This window comes from Rhizobium oryziradicis (assembly GCF_001939045.1).
Classification (GTDB): Bacteria; Pseudomonadota; Alphaproteobacteria; order Rhizobiales; family Rhizobiaceae; genus Allorhizobium; species Allorhizobium oryziradicis.
The window spans coordinates 249,111-268,690 of the sequence record NZ_MKIM01000024.1; the positions used below are offsets into that span (position 1 = coordinate 249,111).

A 19,580-nucleotide genomic window follows, 5' to 3' on the forward strand; every position below is an offset into this window, starting at 1 on the left:
CTGCCGCTATCTTGAGCCTCAGAGGACGCAAAGTCCCGATAAGAAGAGTCCACAGCGGCTCTCAGGTAAAACAAGGGTAGTATGATGACAAACACGGTTATGAAGCCCGTATGGGCCGGAGCAACGTTTCGGTTAGAGCCGTCTCGCTTGCCGCAACATGTTTCTTATGCGTTGCGTGATGCTTCCGGCAATGTCTCGATTACACTGGATGAGCGCGGCGCGGTGTTGCGCAAGGTCCTGCCATCAAGTGGTTTGCCTTTGTCGTTTGCCCTCCCCGCCCGGGCATTCAAAGGTGTTGCAGCGCGGGCCATTGATCATGGCAATGGCGAAGTCACGGTCACGCTGGAGCTATACCACGAAGATGCTGATCTGTGCATTCCATTGCTGGTTGCCCATGATCTGTGTGATATCGCCGCCGATTGGCGCCTTTGGGCTGAAAAATTCCGCATCCCCATGCTGATGGTCGAAGCCGATGGCGTGGCCCGCCCGCTGGAGGAGCATTTGGGCGAAATCCGCGCCAGCGTGCCAAAACAACGCCGCCGCCATTCCAATTTCGCTGAGCGCCGCCCGCGCTTTCTGGTGCGCAGAACCACAGGTTCGCTGGGCGTCGTGATGAAAATTTCGGGCAAGGAAATCATCGCCCGCCGTTAACGCGGACTGCGACATATTTCAAAATGATCAACATGGCCCGCCCGACATGGTGGGCCATGTTTCATTTTCACGCAAAGGGAATGGCCAGCACAAGGCCTGCAAACAGCAGCAAACCAACCTTGCCGTTCAGCTTGAACAGCGCGAGGCATTGGGTTGGGTTGTCAATATCCAGCACGATAATCTGATAGGCCAGCAGCACCAGTGCTGCCAAAAGACCGAGGTAGGCCGGAAAACCAGCCCCTGCGAGCCCAAAAGCCACAGCCAGCAACACGCCCATGACGCTATAAAAGCCGCCGAGCCAGATTTTGGTGTCGTCAGCAAACAAGCGCGCGGTCGAGCGCACACCAATCAGAGCGTCATCCTCTTTGTCCTGGTGAGCGTAAATGGTGTCATAGCCAATCGTCCAGACGATGGCGGCAATGTAAACCAGCACAGCCGCCACCGAGAGCGAGCCGGTCAAGCCAGCCCAGCCCATTAAGCCACCCCAGGAAAAGGCCAGCCCTAAGAAAAACTGCGGCCAATCGGTGAAGCGTTTGGCAAAGGGATAGATCACCACAATGACCAGCGACACAATGCCGAGCACGACTGAGAACCAGTTAAAGCAAAACAACACCGCCGCCCCGACCAAGGCTTGCAAGACAATGAAAATCTTGGCCTGAAGCCGTGTCACCCGCCCGGACGGCAAGGGACGCGAGCGTGTGCGGGCCACCGCCATATCAATTTTGTGGTCCACCAGATCGTTATAGGTGCAGCCCGCCCCGCGCATGGCAACAGAGCCGATAAAAAACAGCAGAAGATGGGTGATAAACACCCGAACGGGCAAGGCCCCCGCCTCAGCCAAATAATTGGCCGCCAGTGCCGATGACCAGAAACAGGGCCACATCAGCAATTCCCAGCCAATCGGGCGGTCCCAGCGGGCCAATTGTGCATAGGGCCAGATCGCCTTTGGCAAAAGGCGATAGACCCAATTGTTGGATGGCGCGTCATAAACGCGGGCGGATTGGTCTTGGGCTGTGCTCATACCCCCGTGATAAACCAAATCACGGGGGAAGAAAACTGCCATCTTGGATCAGAAAATCACCTTCTCCAGCGGCGGCCGCTCTGCCTCGCGCAGCTTTAATGCCTCTTCTCTCGGCGCGATATAATCGCGATTGTTGGGCACGCTCATGCGCTTTTTGGTGATTTGCAGCTGAAAGATGAAGAAATCCTCGTGCGTGAACGCCATTTCTGATCCGGCCAGATAAAACTCCCACATGCGCACAAAATCTTCGTCATACAGGGCTGCTGCCTCTTCTTTTCTTGCCATAAACCGCTCGCGCCAATGGCGCAGCGTATGGCCATAATGCATGGGCAGAATTTCACAATCGGCCACCAGCAGGCCGCTCTTCTCGATCGCTGGCAGCACCTCGGCAAGCGAGGGAATGTAACCACCGGGAAAGATATATTTCTCAAAGAACGGGTTGTTATAGAGCGGCGGATAAGGCTGACCGATGGAATGAAGCAGCATCACCCCATCATCATGCAGCAGATTGGCGGCTTTTTTGAAAAACCTGCGATAATTGTTGGGGCCAACATGCTCGAACATGCCCACCGACACGATGCGATCAAAGGGCTTCGCCTTCATGGTGCGGTAGTCTTGCAGCTCAAACCGGACTTTATCGGCAAGGCCGCGCTTTTGCGCCCGCGCGCGCGACACTTTCAGTTGCTCTTCACTGAGCGTGATACCGCTAACATCCACATCGCAGGTCTCAGCCAGATACATGGCCATGCCACCCCAGCCGGAACCGATTTCCAGCACCTTTTGTCCCGGCTCCGGCATTAATTTTGCGGCAATATGGCGCTTCTTGGCCAGTTGCGCTTCATCCAGCGAAATGCCGGGCGGGTTGAAATAGGCGCAGGAATATTGCCAATCCTCATCCAGAAACAGATCAAACAGCTTTGCGCTGAGATCATAATGATGGGCGACATTGCGCTTGTTGTGATTGACCGGCAAAAACCCTTTCAGCTTGGCCTCGGCAATGCGCAACAGGCCCCGCCACAGCATGGGAAGGGTGAGATCAGCAACCAGCGTGTTGGAGCGGATCAGCGCCAGAAGATCGTAGATATTGCCGGCATCAAACACCAACCGGCCTTGCATATAAACCTCGCCCAGCTTCAACTGGGCATCGCGGTAGATTTCAATTTCGGCCTCGGCATCCAGAAACCGCATGGAGAGAGGAAGGCCGGAGCCATCACCAAAGGTTTCACTTTGGCCATCGGCGCCGGTGATCGTTAAAGACCCTTTTCGAATGATTTTACGCAACATGCCACGAAGAGATGATACCATAAGCACCCCCAGAAAATGACGATTTGCACTTTGCTAGAGCATTTCTAGGAAAAGTGGAGACCGGTTTTCCGTGAAGACCGATTTTCCGTGAAGAAATGCGTAAAAGCGAAGAATGAGAGCGTTTCCGCCTTTCCATGAAACACGGAAACGCTCCGAGCCAAACCTATTCTCTCTGGCCTTCAAGGCAAGCACGTTTTAGTCACATATTTTTGAAGAGGCTCTCGCACAGGGTGCAAAATATCCTGTGCGAGAGCCTCGCGGCTTATTTTTTACGCATGGCTTCTGCCAAAGCCGCACCCAAGCCACCCATGGCTGGCTTTTCATCGCGGGCCGGTTTCGGGTTGGCATTGCGCATCACCGCCGGGCCGCGATTGTCGCGGGCGGATGGCGGTGGGGCTTCACCGCCGTCTTTGCGCATGGTCAACGCAATGCGCTTGCGCTTCACATCCACTTCGACCACGCGAACCTTGACCACATCACCCGCTTTCACCACCTCATGCGGGTCTTTGACGAATTTGTCGGCCAATTGCGACACATGCACGAGGCCATCCTGATGCACGCCAATATCGACAAAAGCGCCAAAGGCCGCCACATTGGTGACGGTGCCTTCCAACAACATGCCGGGCTTCAGATCGGTGATTTCCTCAACGCCCTCGGCAAAGGTGGCCGTTTTGAAACTCGGGCGCGGGTCGCGGCCCGGCTTTTCCAGTTCCGTCAAAATATCCTTCACGGTTGGCAGACCAAATTGCTCATCCACGAACTGGCGTGGGTCCAGACCTTTCAGCGTAGCGCTATCGCCCATCAGCGTGCGCAGATCACGCCCGCAGGCAGCCACGATTTTCTTGGCAATGCCATAGGCTTCCGGGTGCACCGACGAGGCATCCAGCGGCTCCTTGCCATCGGGAATGCGCAAAAAGCCCGCGCATTGCTCAAAGGTGCGCGCGCCCAGACGCGGCACTTTCAACAGTTCCTTACGGCTGGCAAACGGCCCGGTCTGGTCGCGGTGCGAGACAATCGCCTCGGCAATCGAGCCACCCAGCCCCGAAACGCGGGCGAGAAGCGGAGCCGACGCGGTGTTGAGATCAACCCCCACCGCATTCACCGCATCTTCCACCACGGCATCCAGCGAGCGCCCCAAACGACCCTGATCGACATCATGCTGGTATTGGCCAACGCCAATGGATTTCGGGTCAATCTTCACCAGTTCCGCCAACGGATCTTGCAAACGACGGGCAATCGACACCGCCCCGCGCAAAGACACATCCAGATTGGGGAATTCCTTGGCCGCCAGCTCAGATGCCGAATAGACCGAAGCTCCGGCCTCAGACACAATGACTTTCGTAGGTTTTTTAACCGTCGATGGCATTTGCGCCAGCATATCGGCCACCAGCTTTTCGGTCTCGCGGCTGCCAGTGCCATTGCCGATCGAAATCAGATCAACGCCATGCTTGCGGATCAACCCTGCCAGCTCGGCTTGTGTTCCGCGAATGTCGTTTTTCGGCGGGAATGGATAGACCGTTGTGGTCTCCAACACCTTGCCGGTGCCATCGACAACGGCCACTTTCACCCCGGTGCGAATGCCCGGATCAAGCCCCATGGTGGGGCGCGAACCGGCAGGGGCTGCCAGCAGCAAATCCTTGAGATTGCGGGCAAAAACGTGAATGGCCTCTTCCTCGGCGCGCTCGCGCAGATCGCGCATCAAATCGAGAGACAGCGACATGGAAAGCTTCACCCTCCAGGTCCAGCCCGCCACCTCCATCAGCCATTGATCGGCAGGGCCTTTCTGGCCAATCTGATAGGCGGAGGCTATCATCCGGTGGGTCGGCTTGACCAAGGATGGATCGTCCTTGTCGGCCTCAATCGTCAGCGTCAAAATCTCTTCATTCCAGCCGCGCAGCATGGCCAGCGCGCGGTGGCCGGGAACGGTGGCCCAACGCTCGAAATGGTCGAAATAATCGGCGAATTTTTCGCCTGCTGCCTGCTTGCCATCCTGCACCTTGGAGTAGAGAACGGCCTTGTCTTTCAGGTAATTGCGCAGGCTTTTCAGAAGGTCGGCGTTTTCCGCCATGGTTTCGGCCACAATATCACGGGCACCTTCCAGCGCTGCTTTCACATCTGCCACTTCGCCCTTCACATAAGACTCGGCCAATTTGGCAGGATCGCTTGTGCGGTCTTCCCAAATGGCGTTGGCCAATGGCTCCAGACCTTTTTCGCGGGCAATCTCGGCGCGGGTGCGGCGCTTGGGTTTAAAGGGCAGATAAATATCTTCCAGCTCGGCCTTGGTGGTGGTGCGGGCAATCTTGACGGCCAGCTCATCAGTCATCTTGTTTTGTGATGTGATGCTATCAAAAATCGCTTTGCGGCGGGTGCCAAGCTCGCGCAAATAGGTCAGGCGCTCAGCGAGATTGCGCAATTGCGTATCGTCCAGCCCGCCAGTGACTTCTTTGCGGTAGCGAGCGATGAAGGGAACAGTGGCTCCGCCATCGAGCAAATCCACCGCAGAGATCACCTGATCAGGCCGGGCATTGATCTCGCCCGCAATAATCGTTGCAATGGATTTCATGTCGTCAGCCATAGGAACCTCGTCTTTCAATTTGGCGCAGACCATAGCGTGAGCGGCTGCGAAGGCAATGAAATGCGTTTACACTCCACAAGAAACCATTTACAGCGCCGTGCGCCATAGGCGCACAAAGGTTCGCTGTAGCACTAAAGATTTGCCGCATACTTCCTTGAACCTCTTCTGGTTCAAGGAAGTATGCGGCAATCCGGGTTTTTCCTTGACCTTTTGCGTCTTGCGCCTTAACCGCGCATCATGTTTGACGGAGAGCGCACAATGAATGTTCTGCTGATTGGCTCAGGTGGTCGTGAACACGCTTTGGCATGGAAAATTGCCCAATCCCCCCTGCTCGGCTCATTCTATGCCGCTCCCGGCAATCCCGGCATTGCCGATCATGCGACACTGGTGGATCTCAATGTTGATGATCATGCGGCCGTGATTGCATTTTGCAAAGACAAATCGGTGGATTTCGTGGTGGTTGGCCCCGAAGCGCCGCTGGTGGCCGGTCTCTCGGATTCCTTGCGCGAAGCCGGTATTGATGTGTTTGGCCCCTCCAAAGCTGCCGCCCAGCTGGAAGGCTCCAAGGGCTTCACCAAAGATGTCTGCGCCCGGTTTAACATTCCCACCGGCGCTTACCAGCGCTTTAACAATGCCCCAAAAGCCAAAGCCTATGTGCGTGAGCAAGGTGCCCCCATTGTCATCAAGGCCGATGGTCTGGCGGCGGGCAAGGGCGTGACCGTTGCCATGACGCTGGATGAAGCGCTATCCGCCATCGACGATTGCTTTGAAGGGGCATTTGGTGCTGCTGGTGCGGAAGTGGTGGTGGAAGCCTATCTGGATGGTGAGGAAGCCAGCTTCTTCTGCCTGTGCGATGGCAAGACGCTCTTGCCGCTCGCCACTGCGCAAGACCACAAGCGTGTGGGCGAAGGCGACACCGGCCCCAACACCGGTGGCATGGGCGCTTACTCGCCTGCCCCCGTGATGACACACGAGATGGTGGAGCGCACGCTCAAGGAAATCATTGAGCCGACCATGCGCGGCATGGCAGAGATGGGCATGCCCTTTTCCGGCGTGTTTTTCGCAGGTCTGATGATCACCGCCAAAGGCCCCGAGCTGATTGAATACAACGTGCGCTTTGGCGATCCGGAAACGCAAGTGCTGGTGATGCGCCTGAAAAGCGATCTTCTGCCGCTGCTGCACGCCTGCGCCACTGGCACACTGGATCAGGTCTCGGCCGAGTGGAACAATGACCCGGCGCTAACCGTGGTTTTGGCAGCACAAGGCTATCCCGCCGCTTACGACAAGAACACGCCGATCACCGCCATTCCGCAAGCATCAGCGGATGCAAAGGTGTTTCATGCTGGCACAGCCATTCAGGATGGCGCGCTGGTTGCCACGGGCGGACGCGTGCTGAATGCCACTGCTTGCGCCCCTTCCGTTGCACAGGCCCAGAAAAAGGCCTATGCGCTGGTGGATTCCGTGGCTTGGAACAATGGATTTTGCCGCCGGGATATTGGCTGGCGTGCCATCTCGAGAGAAGATTCTGGGCAAAAGTGACCCAAATTGGCATGATCGATAAAATTGAAACTTTATTCGTGATCCAAAGGTAAGAAACGCGCGCTAATGTGCTCCTTAACAAAAGGGAGTCGCCATGCGTGTTATCATCATCGCTGCCTTTGCCATGATGGCTTCGGGTTTGGCCCAGCCGGTTCTGGCTGGAGGCTCATCAATTCAAATTATCACCACGCCTGGCAACACCACGCCCAGCGTGGTCAAGGTGAGCTGCAGCACGTGCCCGCCCTTGTCAGACGCTGGCAGCTCCTTCAAGCGGGCGACCCCGAAACTGGCCCAAGGTACACAGCACATCGACGTCAGAACTGTTGACGGACAGCGCGAACTGGTGCGCACTGAAGCATGGCTGGGTGGATCGCCCGTTGTGTTCATCAACAAACAGGCTGGATGGCTTGATAATGGCAGCCAATTGGCGGGCATGCCCAGCGATGGCGTGGACGAAGCCGCTGAAACCGCCGCCGTCAACCATCAGCCGCCCGCGCTGCCTGAAACACCCCTGCGTTTGAAATAGTGATGGCACGGCCGTGACAGGTCAGCTTTTTCTGAATTGAGAACAGCAATGCAAACTGTCGCGTGGTTGTATCACGTTCCGTGCGTGGTTGAGCTTTAATCAGGTCCGGTCGCATTTAAAATTGGAAAGCAGCCATCCTGACGGTTGCAACAGCACAAAGCGTGAAGGGAGCATGCCAATCCGGCGGCTTCCATGCTTCAGGGCTTCGTTTTCTACAGCATCGGATTTATCCGGTGCTGTATTTCCGCCTCCAATGCATCCACCGCACGGTCGGAAAACACCGCGATGCCCGCCCGTTTCAACAAGGCAGCCGTGACGCCGAAGGCGGGGTGGCGGGTGCCGGAAAAGGAGCCATCATAGATAAAACCAGAGCCGCAGGATGGGCTGCCATCAATGAGTAGCGCATAGCGACATTGGTTTTGCAGGGCAATTTCCACCGCTTTTTGCCCGCCGGCCACAAATGCTGCGGTGACATCGCCACCGGTAATTTCCAGCACGCGAGCGCGACCTTGCAACACGTCGTCGCCGCTTGCACCCTGCTCGATTTCGGCGGCGGGACGCGGCGTGGGCATGCCGCCTGCCTGTTCCGGGCAAAACTCCACCAACCGCCCCTCCTCACGCCAGCGCGCAATCGCGGGATGGTTCAGTGGTTTGCCTTTGCCATCATAGCGCACCGGGCGGCCCATCAGGCAGGCACTGATCAGGATTTTCTCCATCGTTCCCAGCCTTGGTTTGAACGGGCATTACAATTCAGAATGTAACAAGCACCCTCCTCAAACGACGGAGGGAGCTGTTGTGATCCGCCTTACCCGATGTTTTCCATCGAAACCAACGGGATCATACCAATCGGTCAACCCTCTCGGCCTGCTCCCTCCCCCTTGTGGGGAGGGGTTTCGCCGCTGCGCTTAACCTGCAATCTTGGAGAAATCCGCAACCGTGGCTGTGGCTTCGCGAATGGCTTTCAACAGCGCCAAACGATTAGCACGGATGGCGGCATCCTCGTCATTGACCAGCACATCTTCAAAGAATTTGTCCACCGGCGCACGCAAGGTGGACAGGGCCTGCATGGCAGAGCGGAAATCTTCCTTGGCTACGGCCTCGCTGGCCGCCTTGATGGCCTCAGTGACAGCCGCAAACAGTGCCTTTTCGGCATCCAGCTTCAACAGCGCCTCGGACACGCCATCGGCCACAACTGTGCCCTTCTTTTCTTCAGCGGCCAGAAGCTGCGTGGCGCGCTTGGTGCCAGCCAGCAGGTTCTTGCCATCCTCTGATGTGATGAAGGCGGTCAAAGCTTCGGCGCGGCGGGCGACCATGAGGAGGTCATCGGCCTCGGGTGTCAGCACGGCATCGATGATGTCGTGACGGGCACCTTGGTCGCGCAGGTAGACTTTCAGGCGGTCGTGGAAGAAGGACAAGAGATCTGAGAGCACTGTAACTTCATCATCTTCTGCTGGATCGACACTCTCGGCCTTACGAGCATACTCTGCGAGAATCTTCTCAATCCGCTCTTCGCCGCCCGCGGCGCTAAGCAAGTGTGCAAACTTTGATCTGGCAATTTCTGCTGTACTCAAATCTAGCTTTGCATTCATCACTTTACGAATGCGCTCAACAAGCGCAACACGATAGCTTCTCAGAATAAGCTTTGAAAGCTGGATCGGTACACCCTTCTCCAGCAAAATACGCACCACACCTAGAGCCGCACGGCGCAGAGCAAACGGATCTTTCGAACCCGTCGGCTTTTCATCAATCGCCCAGAAGCCCACCAGCGTATCCAGCTTATCGGCCAGCGCCACAGTAATCGCCACCTTGTCAGATGGCAGGCGATCGGATGGGCCTTGCGGCTTGTAGTGATCCTCAATCGCAGCAGCGACACTTTCGTGCTCGCCCTGCAGCGTTGCATATTTGCGGCCCATCAGGCCTTGCAGTTCAGGGAATTCGCCCACAGCTTCGGTGCGCAAATCGGCTTTGGCCAGCACCACGGCGCGGTCCACCAGTGCTTCATCGGCACCCACGATCGGGGCCAAAACCTTGGCGAGAGCGCGGATGCGGGCAACGCGTTCACCTTGGCTGCCGAGCTTGGCGTGGAAGGTCACGTTCAGCGCATCCAGCTTGGCCATGCGCTGGTCGAGCGGCTTTTTCAGATCGAGGTTGAACTTTGCAGCCGAGGCTTGCAGCGTTTCCAGATCGGGCAGATTGCCCTGGTCGCGCTTCCAGAAATGCAGCGCATCAGACAGGCGGGCGCGCACGACCTTGCCATTGCCATGCATGATTTCCTTGCCACCATCATGGGCGGCGATGTTGGAGATCAGGATAAAGTGGTTGGACAGTTTCTCAGATTCACCAACAGGGCGACAGACAAAACACTTCTGGTTGGTCTTGATGGTCAGGCGGATGATTTCAGCCGGAATTGACAGATAATCCGCCTCAAACGTGCCGAGCAGCACCTGCGGATATTCCACCAGACCGGAGACTTCTTCCAGCAGGCCCTCGTCTTCCACCAGCTCCAAACCGTTGGCGAAAGCGATGTCGCGGGCGTCGTGAAGGATAATATCCTTGCGGCGCTCGGCATCCAGCACAACCTTGGCCTTGGCAAGGCTTGCAGCATAATCATCAAACCGCTTGACGGTAATGGCCTCTGGCGCATGAAAACGGTGGCCGTAGGTGATGTTAGAGGCGACGATGCCGTCGATCTCAAACGGAATCACCGCCACTTCATCATGCTCGGAGCCAAAGGTGCAGACGATGGATTGCAGCGGGCGCACCCAGCGCAGGCTTTCCGACCCCTTGCCCTCAATGCCGCCATAGCTGGAGCCTTTCGGCATGGAAGCAGCCCCGGAGCGCATGGATTTTGGCCATGGGAAGCTGCGGATAATGCCCGGCATCACATCGGTGATGATCTCTTCTGCGCTGCGGCCGGGCTTATCGATATAGGCGACATAAAAATCACCCTTTTTCGGATCACTCTTGACCACGGCCTGATCGAGAGACGAAAGCCCAGCGCCGCGCAAAAAGCCTTCAATGGCCTTTTCCGGCGCAGAAATGCTTGGCCCCTTCTTCTCTTCCTTCACGTCGGCAGAGCGGGCCGTCAGCCCGCGAATATCCAGCGTCAGACGGCGCGGCGTCCAATATTCCCGCGCACCTTCATAGGTCAGACCTGCATCCACCAGCGCATCGGTGACGAGCTTTTTCAAATCCCCCGCAGCCTTACGCTGCATACGAGCAGGAATTTCTTCGGAGCGGAGTTCAAGCAGAAGATCGGGCATAGGACTGACTTTACCGTTGGCTTTATCGTGATGCGGACTTAGCAAGCCTGAAGGGAAAAGTCATCCATGCAATGGCGGCAAAATGCCATCCTTGAATGGCATTTTGCACTGACCGCCTTCAATTTGCGGACAGCATCGCTTGCTGCAAGAGATTGTTGCGGACTTTATTCTTTTGCTCGGCAACCATGCCCGGAATGAGGAACGCATCCACCAGCGCCCAGATGCCAACCACGGCCAACAAAATGAAGCCCACGCCCACAACCGACAAAATCACGCCAAAAATGGTCAACAGCAGCATGACAATTGCCGAACCCTTTCGGTCAAGATAAAATCGATGCCCGCCAAGATACCCAACAAAAAACCAAAGCAAATAGCTTGCCCCAATAGATTTCGCTTCGTTCGTTACACGTTGTTCAATGAGAATTTGTTGTTCAGTCGATACAGCCATAAATACCCCCGGGTTTATGCGAGGGAATTTATTGGATGTTTCTAAAGACTGCAATCAAAGTTTGCATTGCATACAGGTTGTTGAATATTGCTTTAAATGAAAGCGGAATATCTCAGCCCACTTGATACTCAACTCCCAACGTCGCCAGCGCGTCCCAATAGCTTGGATAGGTCTTGGCAACGCAAGCTGGGTCCAAAATGGTGATGCCGCCGATTTTGAGGCCAGCCAGCGCAAAGCTCATGGCAATGCGGTGATCGGCAAAGGTGTTGATGCTGGCGGGCAAGGTTTGGCCAATCAGGCTTGGGTCTGACGCCACAATCAGGTCGTCGCCTTCTTCCGAGGCCAAGCCTTCGCGGATGTTGTTCAGCCCGGTTGAGAGTGCGCGGATGCGGTCGCATTCCTTGACGCGCAGGTTGGCGATGCCGACAAAGCGCACAGGGGTTTGATTGAACGCCGCCAGCACCGCAATGGTGGGGATGGCGTCTTGCATCTGGCTGCCATCAATCACGGCGGGCATGTTGGGGAAGGCCGAGATCACGTCATAGGCTTTGGCGTCGGGCTGGGTGAAACTGGCCGCCGGTGTGCCAATGTCGATTTTGCCGCCACTCAGCACTTCCGCACCCCAGAGATAGGTGGCAGCCGATGCGTCCGGCTCGATATGGAAATCGGTTGCGGTGTAGCCCGTGGGGGCCACGCGCCAGACAGCGCTTGAGGGCTGGTCAATTTTTGCGCCAAAGGCGCGCATGGCAGACAGGGTCAGATCAATATAGCCCTTTGCACCAATGTCGGTTCCGGCCAGTTCGATCTCAAAGGCTTCGCCCGCACAAGCGCCTGCCATCAACAGCGCCGAGACATATTGGCTGGAAAGGCCCGCATCAATCACCACCCGGTTTTTCTTGAACGCCCCATGGGCATCAATTGCAACCGGCGGACAGCCGCTGGGAGCGGCAACGGCAACGCCAAGCGATTGCAGGGCTTCGACCAAAGGCAGGATCGGGCGTTTGCGCATATGCTCATCGCCATCAACGGTAAAGCGGCCCTTGGCCAGTGCCACGGCAGCCGTCAGAAAGCGGGTGGCCGTGCCAGCATTGCCCAGAAACAGCGGCTCTTTTGGCTCCTGCCACTGACCAGAACTGGTCACAACAAAGGTGGTGGCATCCGGCTCATCCACAGTCACGCCCATGGCGCGCAGGGCTTCCGCCATATAGCGGGTGTCGTCGCTTTTCAACGCGCCGGTGAGCTTGCTGGTGCCCTTGGCCAGACCCGCCAAAAGCAGTGCTCGATTGGTGATGGATTTGGAGCCGGGCGGGCTGACGTGCCCCTTCAACGCATGGGTGATGGGAAGAATGGTCAGCTTGTCTTCACGAAGCAGGTTTTGGGTCATGCAAAAATCCATCCGGTCAGGCATTTGGTCAGGTCGTTTATGAGTTGCGCAAGAGCAATGCGCACAGCATGTTTAGTTCAGGTGCAGCCGGGCGGCACGGATTTCCTGCGCCTCCGCAATCCGACGGATATAAGCATCCATCGCCAGCAGCAACAGCAGTGTGACAATGCCGCTTGCGGCTGCGATATGCATCAGGTTCTGGCCGTAAACCGGGTTTTCATAAGACTCTGACGAGGTCTGGGCGAGATAAAAGAACAAACCATCACCCAACAGATTGAGAATGCCAATGCTCCATGCCAGAACAGGAATATCACGCTCTGGCTCGGCATCGGGCAGCGCTTGCGGATCCTTGGTGGTCGCATGGGCAAGCTCCATCAACCCAAGCGGCACAAGCAGCATATTCAGTACCGGTGCGAACCATAAAATCGTCATGGAAAAGCCACCAAAACGCATTTTTTCACCGGGGGCCAAGAGTGCTACAAAGCGGCAAGACAGCCACAGCCAGCCAAACCAGAACACCAGCCCCAGCACCTGAAACACCACAATGCCGCTATCCATCGGCCCGGCCCAAGCCGCCATGATCTGCACCAGCCAACCATTGACGCCCGTATAGGCGGCAGCCCCCGTGGCCACCACCACATACTGCACCCAGGCGGTATAGAGATAGAATGGCACCAGCAGCATATAAAGCCCACCGGTGATCACGGCAGCAACCAGCCAACTCAGCCGTAACCATCTGAGCTGTGTCAGGAGGGTATCAAGCTGCATGGGCCGCCCTCACCTTGATGCCATCACGCGGCCGCAACCAAATTCGCACCACCGGCATCTGTCAGCAAAAAGGCCTCGCCACACGCCTTGGCAAGCGTGCGCACCCGCAGGATGTAGCTCTGGCGTTCGGTGACCGAGATCACGCCACGCGCATCCAGAAGGTTGAAAACGTGGCTGGCCTTGATGCACTGGTCATAGGCCGGAAACACGCATTTATGCAGGCGCTGATTGTCATTCTCGCCGGGCGCTCCGGCGGCAAGCAGTGCCTGGCATTCTTTTTCTGCGTCGGTAAAATGGCGCAGTAGCATTTCGGTGTTGGCAAATTCGAAATTATGACGGGAATATTCCTGTTCGGCCTGCAGGAAGACATCGCCGTAGGAAATCTTCTCTTCGCCTTCGCGACCGTTGAAGTTCAGATCGTAAACATTGTCCACACCCTGCACATACATGGCCAGGCGCTCCAGACCATAGGTCAATTCGCCCGCAACCGGCGAGCAATCAATGCCGCAAACAGCCTGAAAATAGGTGAACTGCGACACTTCCATGCCATCGCACCAGCATTCCCAGCCCAGACCCCAGGCCCCCAGCGTTGGGCTTTCCCAGTCGTCTTCGACAAAGCGCACGTCATGCAGCAGCGGATCAAGGCCAATGGCCTTCAATGATCCAAGATAGAGCTCTTGCAGGTTGGAGGGGTTTGGCTTCAGAATCACCTGATATTGGTAATAGTGCTGCAAACGGTTGGGGTTTTCTCCATAGCGGCCATCCGACGGGCGGCGCGAGGGCTGCACATAGGCGGCCTTCCATGGCTTGGGGCCAAGGGCGCGCAGCGTTGTTGCCGGGTGAAACGTGCCGGCCCCCACTTCCATATCATAGGGCTGCAACACGGCGCAGCCCTTATCGGCCCAGTAATTGTGCAACGTCAAAATCAGCGCCTGAAAGGAGCGCTTCGGGTCCATATGGGGGGCGGGTGAATTCGTCATTGGAACCTGCATCACTTTTACGAACCCCATGCCTGTCGGTTGTCGCCGCACGGGTCTCTGTCAATCTTGAACCCTGACCTGCCACGACGCGCCATTCCGGTCAAGGCTTGCGCGTCATCTATAGCATGTCGGGTTCCACTGGAATCAGTTGATTGATAATGGACATGCCAAAAAAGGATAAAGTGCGGCTCTGCCCAATCCAATAAAATGTGGAGCGCTTTAAGCATCACAGATCGGTTGATTGATCCAGCCGACCTTGCAGCGAAAACACCACGCCCGTGGGATCAAACACGATCTCTGCTGTGCCGTGAAACAGGTCCGCCACGGCCCGCTCGGTCAATTTCGAGCCAAAACCCCGGCGCGTTGGCGCGCGCACCAAGGGGCCGCCGGTTTCAATCCAGCGCAGGCTAAACTGATGATCATCTTCCAAATGCCACTGGATCGACACACAACCTTCCGGTACCGACAAAGCCCCGTATTTCGTGGCATTGGTGGCCAGCTCATGCAGCGCCAGAGACAGCCCCAACGCCTGACGGGCCGAAATCAGCAAATTTGGCCCGCTGAACCGAAAGCGATCCGCATCCATGCGATGCGGATCAATGGCATTTTCGGCAATGATGGACAGCTCGGCGGCGGCAATGCTGATGCCTGTGAGCAAATCCTGCGCCTTCGACAAAGCGTGAATACGCGCCAAAACAACAGAAGCCGCATCTTCCAGCGATTCGGCACTGCGAATGGACTGACTGACGATGGATTGCACCATGCCCAGCGTGTTTTTCATCCGATGGGCCAGCTCGGCATTGAGCAAGCGCAGCTCCCGGTCATGCGCCTCCTGGCGCGCCAGATGCTCCTGCACCTCTTTATAGCTGGCTTGCAAAGCCTCACGGCCAGCCACAGCCTTTGTCGTTTCTGTCACAATATTCAAAAGGCCCTCAATCGCACCGTTATCGCCATAAAGAGGACTGTAGGAAAAGGTCCAGTACGTCTGCTCTTCATAGCCGTTGCGGGTCATGACCAGCGGCAGGTCTTCCATCCATGTCGCCTGCCCCGAAAGAGCGCTGCGCACAAAGGGCAACACATCATCCCAAACGTCAGCCCAGACCTCCCGAAACGGACGCCCCAAGGCCTTGGCCTTGCGCAAACCGAGAATAGGGATATAGGCATCATTATAGAATTTGAGCAGATCCGGGCCCCACCAGAAACACATGGGCTGTTTGGACGACAACACCATGCGCATGGTGGTTTTGAGCGAAACAGACCATGCCTCAATCGGGCCAAGGGAAGTCGCAGACCAATCATAGGCCCGGATAGCCTCTGCCGTCTCTCCACCCACGGCTAAAAAATCATCCGTGCTGACCCGCTTGGGGGCGTGTGGCCAAGCCTGTTTCATCTCTGGAAAAGCCAAAGCCCCTCGCTTCCTCTTGTGTCTGGACCTGTTTCAATTGGCCACACACCCCGGACCATCGAGGTTGGCAAAATGACAATGGGAAAAACCTACTCAAAATCAAGCGCTTTTCAAAGAGCTTGTTGATCAGACCTCTTGGAAACCCTTAATTTTTTCAGTTCACGCAAGACAATGCCGTCTCAATTCGAGACAGATTGTGCTAAAATCCTCGCACCGAACCGGGTAACACGCCCGATCCTAATCGTCATCCTTGATGCGGTATTCGCCGGTCTTGGGATCTTTCACCAGTGTCGCAATGGCACCCGTTTCGCGCTCGCGCTCTTTTTGGCGCGTCCGGCGCGCCAGCTTTTCAGCATCTTGGGTAAATCGGCGATAGTACCAATAAACAACTCCGATCAGGAGCAGGAAGAACACAATGCGCGTCATGTCAGTTGTTTGCTTTCACAGTCCGAAACGCGCCCACAATGCCCTGTCTTCCATGGTTTCCGCAAGCCCGGAAGCGGCAGCCGCTGCCAAATGATCAGCATTGGCAAAGGAGGAAATACCGGGCCGGGCCTTGCCAAACAAACCGCGCTGGGCAGAGATCAATTCGAGCTTGGCACTCTTGCCATAGCGCGCCTTGATGGTTTCGCGCAAGCCACCAAGACCGTCAATCAAGCCCAGCTCAAAGCTCTTGCGGCCGGTCCAGAACAAGCCGGAAAACACCTCAGCATCATCAACCAGACGAATGCCGCGACGCTCTTTGACCATGCTGATGAAAACATCATGGATATCGAGCTGAAGGGTCTTCAAATATTCGATATCGCTGGCTTTTTCCGGCTGGAACGGATCCAGCATCACCTTGTTTTCACCGGCTGTGTACACGCGCCGCTCCACGCCGATCTTCTTCAACAGCTCAGGAAAACCAAAGCCGCCAGACACCACACCAATCGAGCCAACAATCGAGGTTGGATCGGCAATGATCTCGTCACCGGCAATGGCAATCATATAACCGCCTGAGGCTGCGACATCCTCGACGAACACCAGAACGGTCTTGTTATGCTCTTCGGCCAGCGTGCGAATGCGCTGGTAAATCATGCGTGATTGCACCGGCGAGCCACCGGGAGAATTGATGGTCAGCGCCACCGCCGGGCTATCCTTGAGCTTGAACGCCTTTTCCAGCAAAGGCCCGACACTTGCCAGATTGAGCGCGGGCCGAAACCGGCTGCCGCCGCTCATGATGGCACCGTGCAATTGCACCACGGGAATAACGAGTTCAGCTTTGCGAAATTTCTTCGGAATCAATCGCTTCAACAAACCCGCCATATCCTAAGACCTTTTTGCAATCATCATTGCAAGTTCATGTAAGAGATTGCAGGCCAAACGCAATAAGCACGGTTCATTTTGCCAAACTCAACTGACTTTGTTCTTGATGCGCGCATAGCCCAAACGGCCATTGCTGAGGTCATCCACCTGCGGCAAAAAGGCGTGGCTATCCGCCCCATGCATGAACAGCGGGCTGCGAAACGCAAGCCTTGCCTTGGAACCTTTGATGGCCGTGAGCAGCAGCCGAATGGCGCTCTCCCCTTCACGCGGGTGAATCAAGGTGATTTCAATGCCGCCCAAGCGTTTGCCGCAGGCGGCAATAATTTCACCAATCGATTGCGGACGGGCAATCAGCGACAATTGCCCACCGGGCCGCACAATGGCACCCGCCGTGCGCAGCCAATCCTCGAACAAATCACCCTGCATGGCATGGGCCTCGGCTTTCAGGCTGTCCGGCGTTGGCCGGTCGCGACCATCATTGAAGGGCGGGTTCATGATCACATGGTCAAAGGCATTATCGAGCAAGCCCGCCGCATGGCGCGCCTTGCCGGTCAGGGTGACATCGGCGGCGATCAGGCTGACGCGCTCAGAGAGATGGCCATTCTCGGCCAGCGCCAGTGTTTTTTTGGCATAAGCCAACATCTCAGAGGAGCGTTCCACCAAGGTCACATGCGCTTGCGGCAGGCGCGATGCCACGGCAAGGCCCGCACCACCGGCTCCCGCTCCGAGATCGACAACACGAATCGGACGATCATCGTCAATCATCGATGCCAGCAGCATGGCATCCATGCCAGCGCGATGGCCGCGTCCCTTGGGCTGTACCAGATGAAACCCGCCTCGATGAAACGCATCCACCGTTTCGCGTGGTATTTCGCACGGCACCTCACCCAATCCGGTCTTTGTGTCCGTCACACATCACCTTTTCGCAATTCATGCTCCAGACCGGCATCGATCAAAATACGCCGTGCTTTCGCCTCCTGATCAGCCACCACCAGAAAGCGACGCGGCAAAAGTCCGAGCGATCCTTCCAGAATGCTCATCGATTGATCGGCAATCAGGCATTGTATGCCAGCATCTTTCATCAGGCTTTGGGCAAAGGAGAGCAAAACGGGGTCATTGGTGCGAATTATTTCCTGCATGCGCTGATAAGTCCTATCAAATCTGCGGGATACGGTAATTCCGCTCTTGCCCCGCCGCCACAGGCTTTTTATGCTAAACCAGACGCGATGAAACCTTTTTTATCCAAAGGCTGAATGAAACGTAGTTTCATCTGGCCATTGGGGTTAAACTATGGTCATGGCAATGTGGGGTAAACAGGAGTCCGATACCTTGGGTGCAGTGATACCGCTTGGTGACAAGAAAAACAAACAGGCCTCGGTGACGCCTCTGGTGGATTTGACCAGAAGCAGCATGGAGCGGGTCAACCAACTGATTCTGTCCAAGGCTGGTTCGGACGTTGAAATGATTCCCGAGGTGGCCAACCACCTGATTTCCTCTGGCGGCAAGCGCTTGCGCCCCATGCTGACATTGGCCTCTGCCGCCATGTTTGGCTATGAAGGTGAACATCACATCAAGCTGGCCACCAGCGTGGAGTTTCTGCACACCGCAACCCTTTTGCATGACGATGTGGTGGATGAAAGCGACCTCAGACGCGGCAAATCCACAGCCAGAATGATCTGGGGCAATCAGGCCAGCGTGCTGGTGGGTGATTTTCTGCTCGGTCAGGCCTTTCGCATGATGGTGGACGTTGGCTCGCTGGACGCGCTGGATGTTTTGTCCACGGCGGCTTCCGTGATTGCCGAGGGCGAAGTGTTGCAGCTCTCTGTTGCCAAAAACATGGAAACCACCGAGGACGATTATCAAGCCGTCATTCGCGCCAAGACGGCAGCTCTGTTTGCGGCAGCCGCCGAAGTGGGGCCAATTGTGGCAGGCACCGACCGCGCAACCCGCAATGCGCTGAAATCCTATGGCATGAACCTTGGCCTTGCCTTTCAGCTGGTCGATGACGCGCTGGATTACGGCGGCAAGGCGGCGGAGCTTGGCAAAAACACCGGCGATGATTTTCGCGAGGGCAAGATTACTCTGCCGATTATCCTGTCGTATCGGCGTGGCAATGAGGCGGAACGTGCATTCTGGCGCGACGCGATTGAAGGTGGCAACAGCAGCGATGCCAATCTCGAAAAAGCCATGGGCTTGATTACCAAATACAATGGCCTTTCAGACACCGTTGCCCGCGCCATTCATTATGGCGATGTGGCGCGTGATGCGCTGGCCCCTGTGCCGGACAGCCCCTGGAAAGACGCTCTCATGGATGTGATCGATTTTTGCATTGAGCGTGTCAGTTGAGCCATTTTTCGAGCTGCTTACTCAAAAAAGCCATGCTTTCTCCATCACGTGCATTCGTGACTCT

At 56.3% G+C, this 19,580-nt stretch carries 18 protein-coding genes; 4 read left to right on the top strand and 14 right to left on the bottom strand.

Annotated elements, in window-relative coordinates; genetic code table 11:
* Window positions 1–84: 84 nt before the first annotated feature.
* Complete coding sequence (locus BJF95_RS06775; RefSeq protein ID WP_075638906.1) at window positions 85–651, top strand: DUF6101 family protein; 567 nt, start codon at window positions 85–87, stop codon at window positions 649–651.
* A gap of 67 nt (window positions 652–718) precedes the next feature.
* On the opposite strand, the gene ubiA is transcribed toward BJF95_RS06775, so the two are convergent.
* The 3 genes from ubiA to BJF95_RS06790 form a co-directional block, all read right to left on the bottom strand.
* Window positions 719–1,672: a 4-hydroxybenzoate octaprenyltransferase gene (gene ubiA / locus BJF95_RS06780; protein ID WP_075638907.1), complete on the bottom strand. Its 954-nt coding sequence runs from the start codon at window positions 1,670–1,672 to the stop codon at window positions 719–721.
* Between the two features lie 48 nt (window positions 1,673–1,720).
* Window positions 1,721–2,977 (bottom strand): cyclopropane fatty acid synthase, encoded by a 1,257-nt coding sequence (locus BJF95_RS06785; RefSeq protein ID WP_075638677.1) that lies wholly within the window; start codon window positions 2,975–2,977, stop codon window positions 1,721–1,723.
* Window positions 2,978–3,239: 262 nt separating this feature from the next.
* Window positions 3,240–5,552, bottom strand: a complete 2,313-nt coding sequence (locus tag BJF95_RS06790) for a Tex family protein (RefSeq protein WP_075638678.1) — start codon at window positions 5,550–5,552, stop codon at window positions 3,240–3,242.
* Between the two features lie 258 nt (window positions 5,553–5,810).
* On the opposite strand from BJF95_RS06790, the gene purD reads away from it, so the two are divergent.
* Together purD and BJF95_RS06800 are read left to right on the top strand one after the other, a co-directional pair.
* Window positions 5,811–7,091, top strand: a complete 1,281-nt coding sequence (gene purD, locus BJF95_RS06795; protein ID WP_075638679.1) for a phosphoribosylamine--glycine ligase — start codon at window positions 5,811–5,813, stop codon at window positions 7,089–7,091.
* Window positions 7,092–7,185: 94 nt separating this feature from the next.
* Window positions 7,186–7,617: a plant virulence effector HPE1-like domain-containing protein gene (locus BJF95_RS06800; RefSeq protein ID WP_075638680.1), complete on the top strand. Its 432-nt coding sequence runs from the start codon at window positions 7,186–7,188 to the stop codon at window positions 7,615–7,617.
* A 212-nt stretch (window positions 7,618–7,829) separates the two neighbouring features.
* Here the strand turns inward: BJF95_RS06800 and BJF95_RS06805 are convergent, their stop codons facing one another.
* From BJF95_RS06805 to BJF95_RS06855, 11 genes are all read right to left on the bottom strand, one after another.
* Window positions 7,830–8,333 (bottom strand): 2-thiouracil desulfurase family protein, encoded by a 504-nt coding sequence (locus tag BJF95_RS06805; RefSeq protein WP_075638681.1) that lies wholly within the window; start codon window positions 8,331–8,333, stop codon window positions 7,830–7,832.
* A gap of 189 nt (window positions 8,334–8,522) precedes the next feature.
* Window positions 8,523–10,880 carry a glycine--tRNA ligase subunit beta gene (gene glyS / locus BJF95_RS06810; protein WP_075638682.1) on the bottom strand — a complete coding sequence of 786 codons (2,358 nt, stop codon included), beginning with the start codon at window positions 10,878–10,880 and terminating at the stop codon, window positions 8,523–8,525.
* A 118-nt stretch (window positions 10,881–10,998) separates the two neighbouring features.
* Entirely contained in the window at window positions 10,999–11,382 is a 384-nt protein-coding gene (locus tag BJF95_RS06815) for a TM2 domain-containing protein (RefSeq protein ID WP_245297248.1), read from the bottom strand.
* Window positions 11,383–11,440: 58 nt separating this feature from the next.
* Window positions 11,441–12,712, bottom strand: coding sequence for a 3-phosphoshikimate 1-carboxyvinyltransferase (locus BJF95_RS06820; RefSeq protein ID WP_075638908.1), 1,272 nt, complete (start codon window positions 12,710–12,712; stop codon window positions 11,441–11,443).
* Between the two features lie 72 nt (window positions 12,713–12,784).
* Window positions 12,785–13,480 (bottom strand): DUF4328 domain-containing protein, encoded by a 696-nt coding sequence (locus BJF95_RS06825; RefSeq protein WP_075638684.1) that lies wholly within the window; start codon window positions 13,478–13,480, stop codon window positions 12,785–12,787.
* A 23-nt stretch (window positions 13,481–13,503) separates the two neighbouring features.
* Entirely contained in the window at window positions 13,504–14,436 is a 933-nt protein-coding gene (locus BJF95_RS06830) for a glycine--tRNA ligase subunit alpha (RefSeq protein WP_075638685.1), read from the bottom strand.
* A 250-nt stretch (window positions 14,437–14,686) separates the two neighbouring features.
* Window positions 14,687–15,865, bottom strand: coding sequence for a PAS domain-containing sensor histidine kinase (locus tag BJF95_RS06835; RefSeq protein ID WP_245297249.1), 1,179 nt, complete (start codon window positions 15,863–15,865; stop codon window positions 14,687–14,689).
* Between the two features lie 237 nt (window positions 15,866–16,102).
* Window positions 16,103–16,291, bottom strand: coding sequence for a hypothetical protein (locus BJF95_RS06840; protein WP_075638686.1), 189 nt, complete (start codon window positions 16,289–16,291; stop codon window positions 16,103–16,105).
* 15 nt (window positions 16,292–16,306) lie between these two features.
* The gene (locus BJF95_RS06845) at window positions 16,307–17,170 is read right to left on the bottom strand and encodes a S49 family peptidase (RefSeq protein WP_075638687.1); all 864 of its coding nucleotides are present in this window, start codon (window positions 17,168–17,170) and stop codon (window positions 16,307–16,309) included.
* Between the two features lie 87 nt (window positions 17,171–17,257).
* Entirely contained in the window at window positions 17,258–18,082 is an 825-nt protein-coding gene (locus BJF95_RS06850) for a tRNA1(Val) (adenine(37)-N6)-methyltransferase (protein ID WP_245297250.1), read from the bottom strand.
* Window positions 18,079–18,309 carry a putative signal transducing protein gene (locus tag BJF95_RS06855; protein WP_075638688.1) on the bottom strand — a complete coding sequence of 77 codons (231 nt, stop codon included), beginning with the start codon at window positions 18,307–18,309 and terminating at the stop codon, window positions 18,079–18,081. Before BJF95_RS06855 ends, BJF95_RS06850 begins: the two co-directional genes overlap by 4 nt.
* Before the next feature lie 190 nt (window positions 18,310–18,499).
* On the opposite strand from BJF95_RS06855, the gene BJF95_RS06860 reads away from it, so the two are divergent.
* Window positions 18,500–19,516: a polyprenyl synthetase family protein gene (locus BJF95_RS06860; RefSeq protein WP_075638911.1), complete on the top strand. Its 1,017-nt coding sequence runs from the start codon at window positions 18,500–18,502 to the stop codon at window positions 19,514–19,516.
* Window positions 19,517–19,580: the final 64 nt, after the last annotated feature.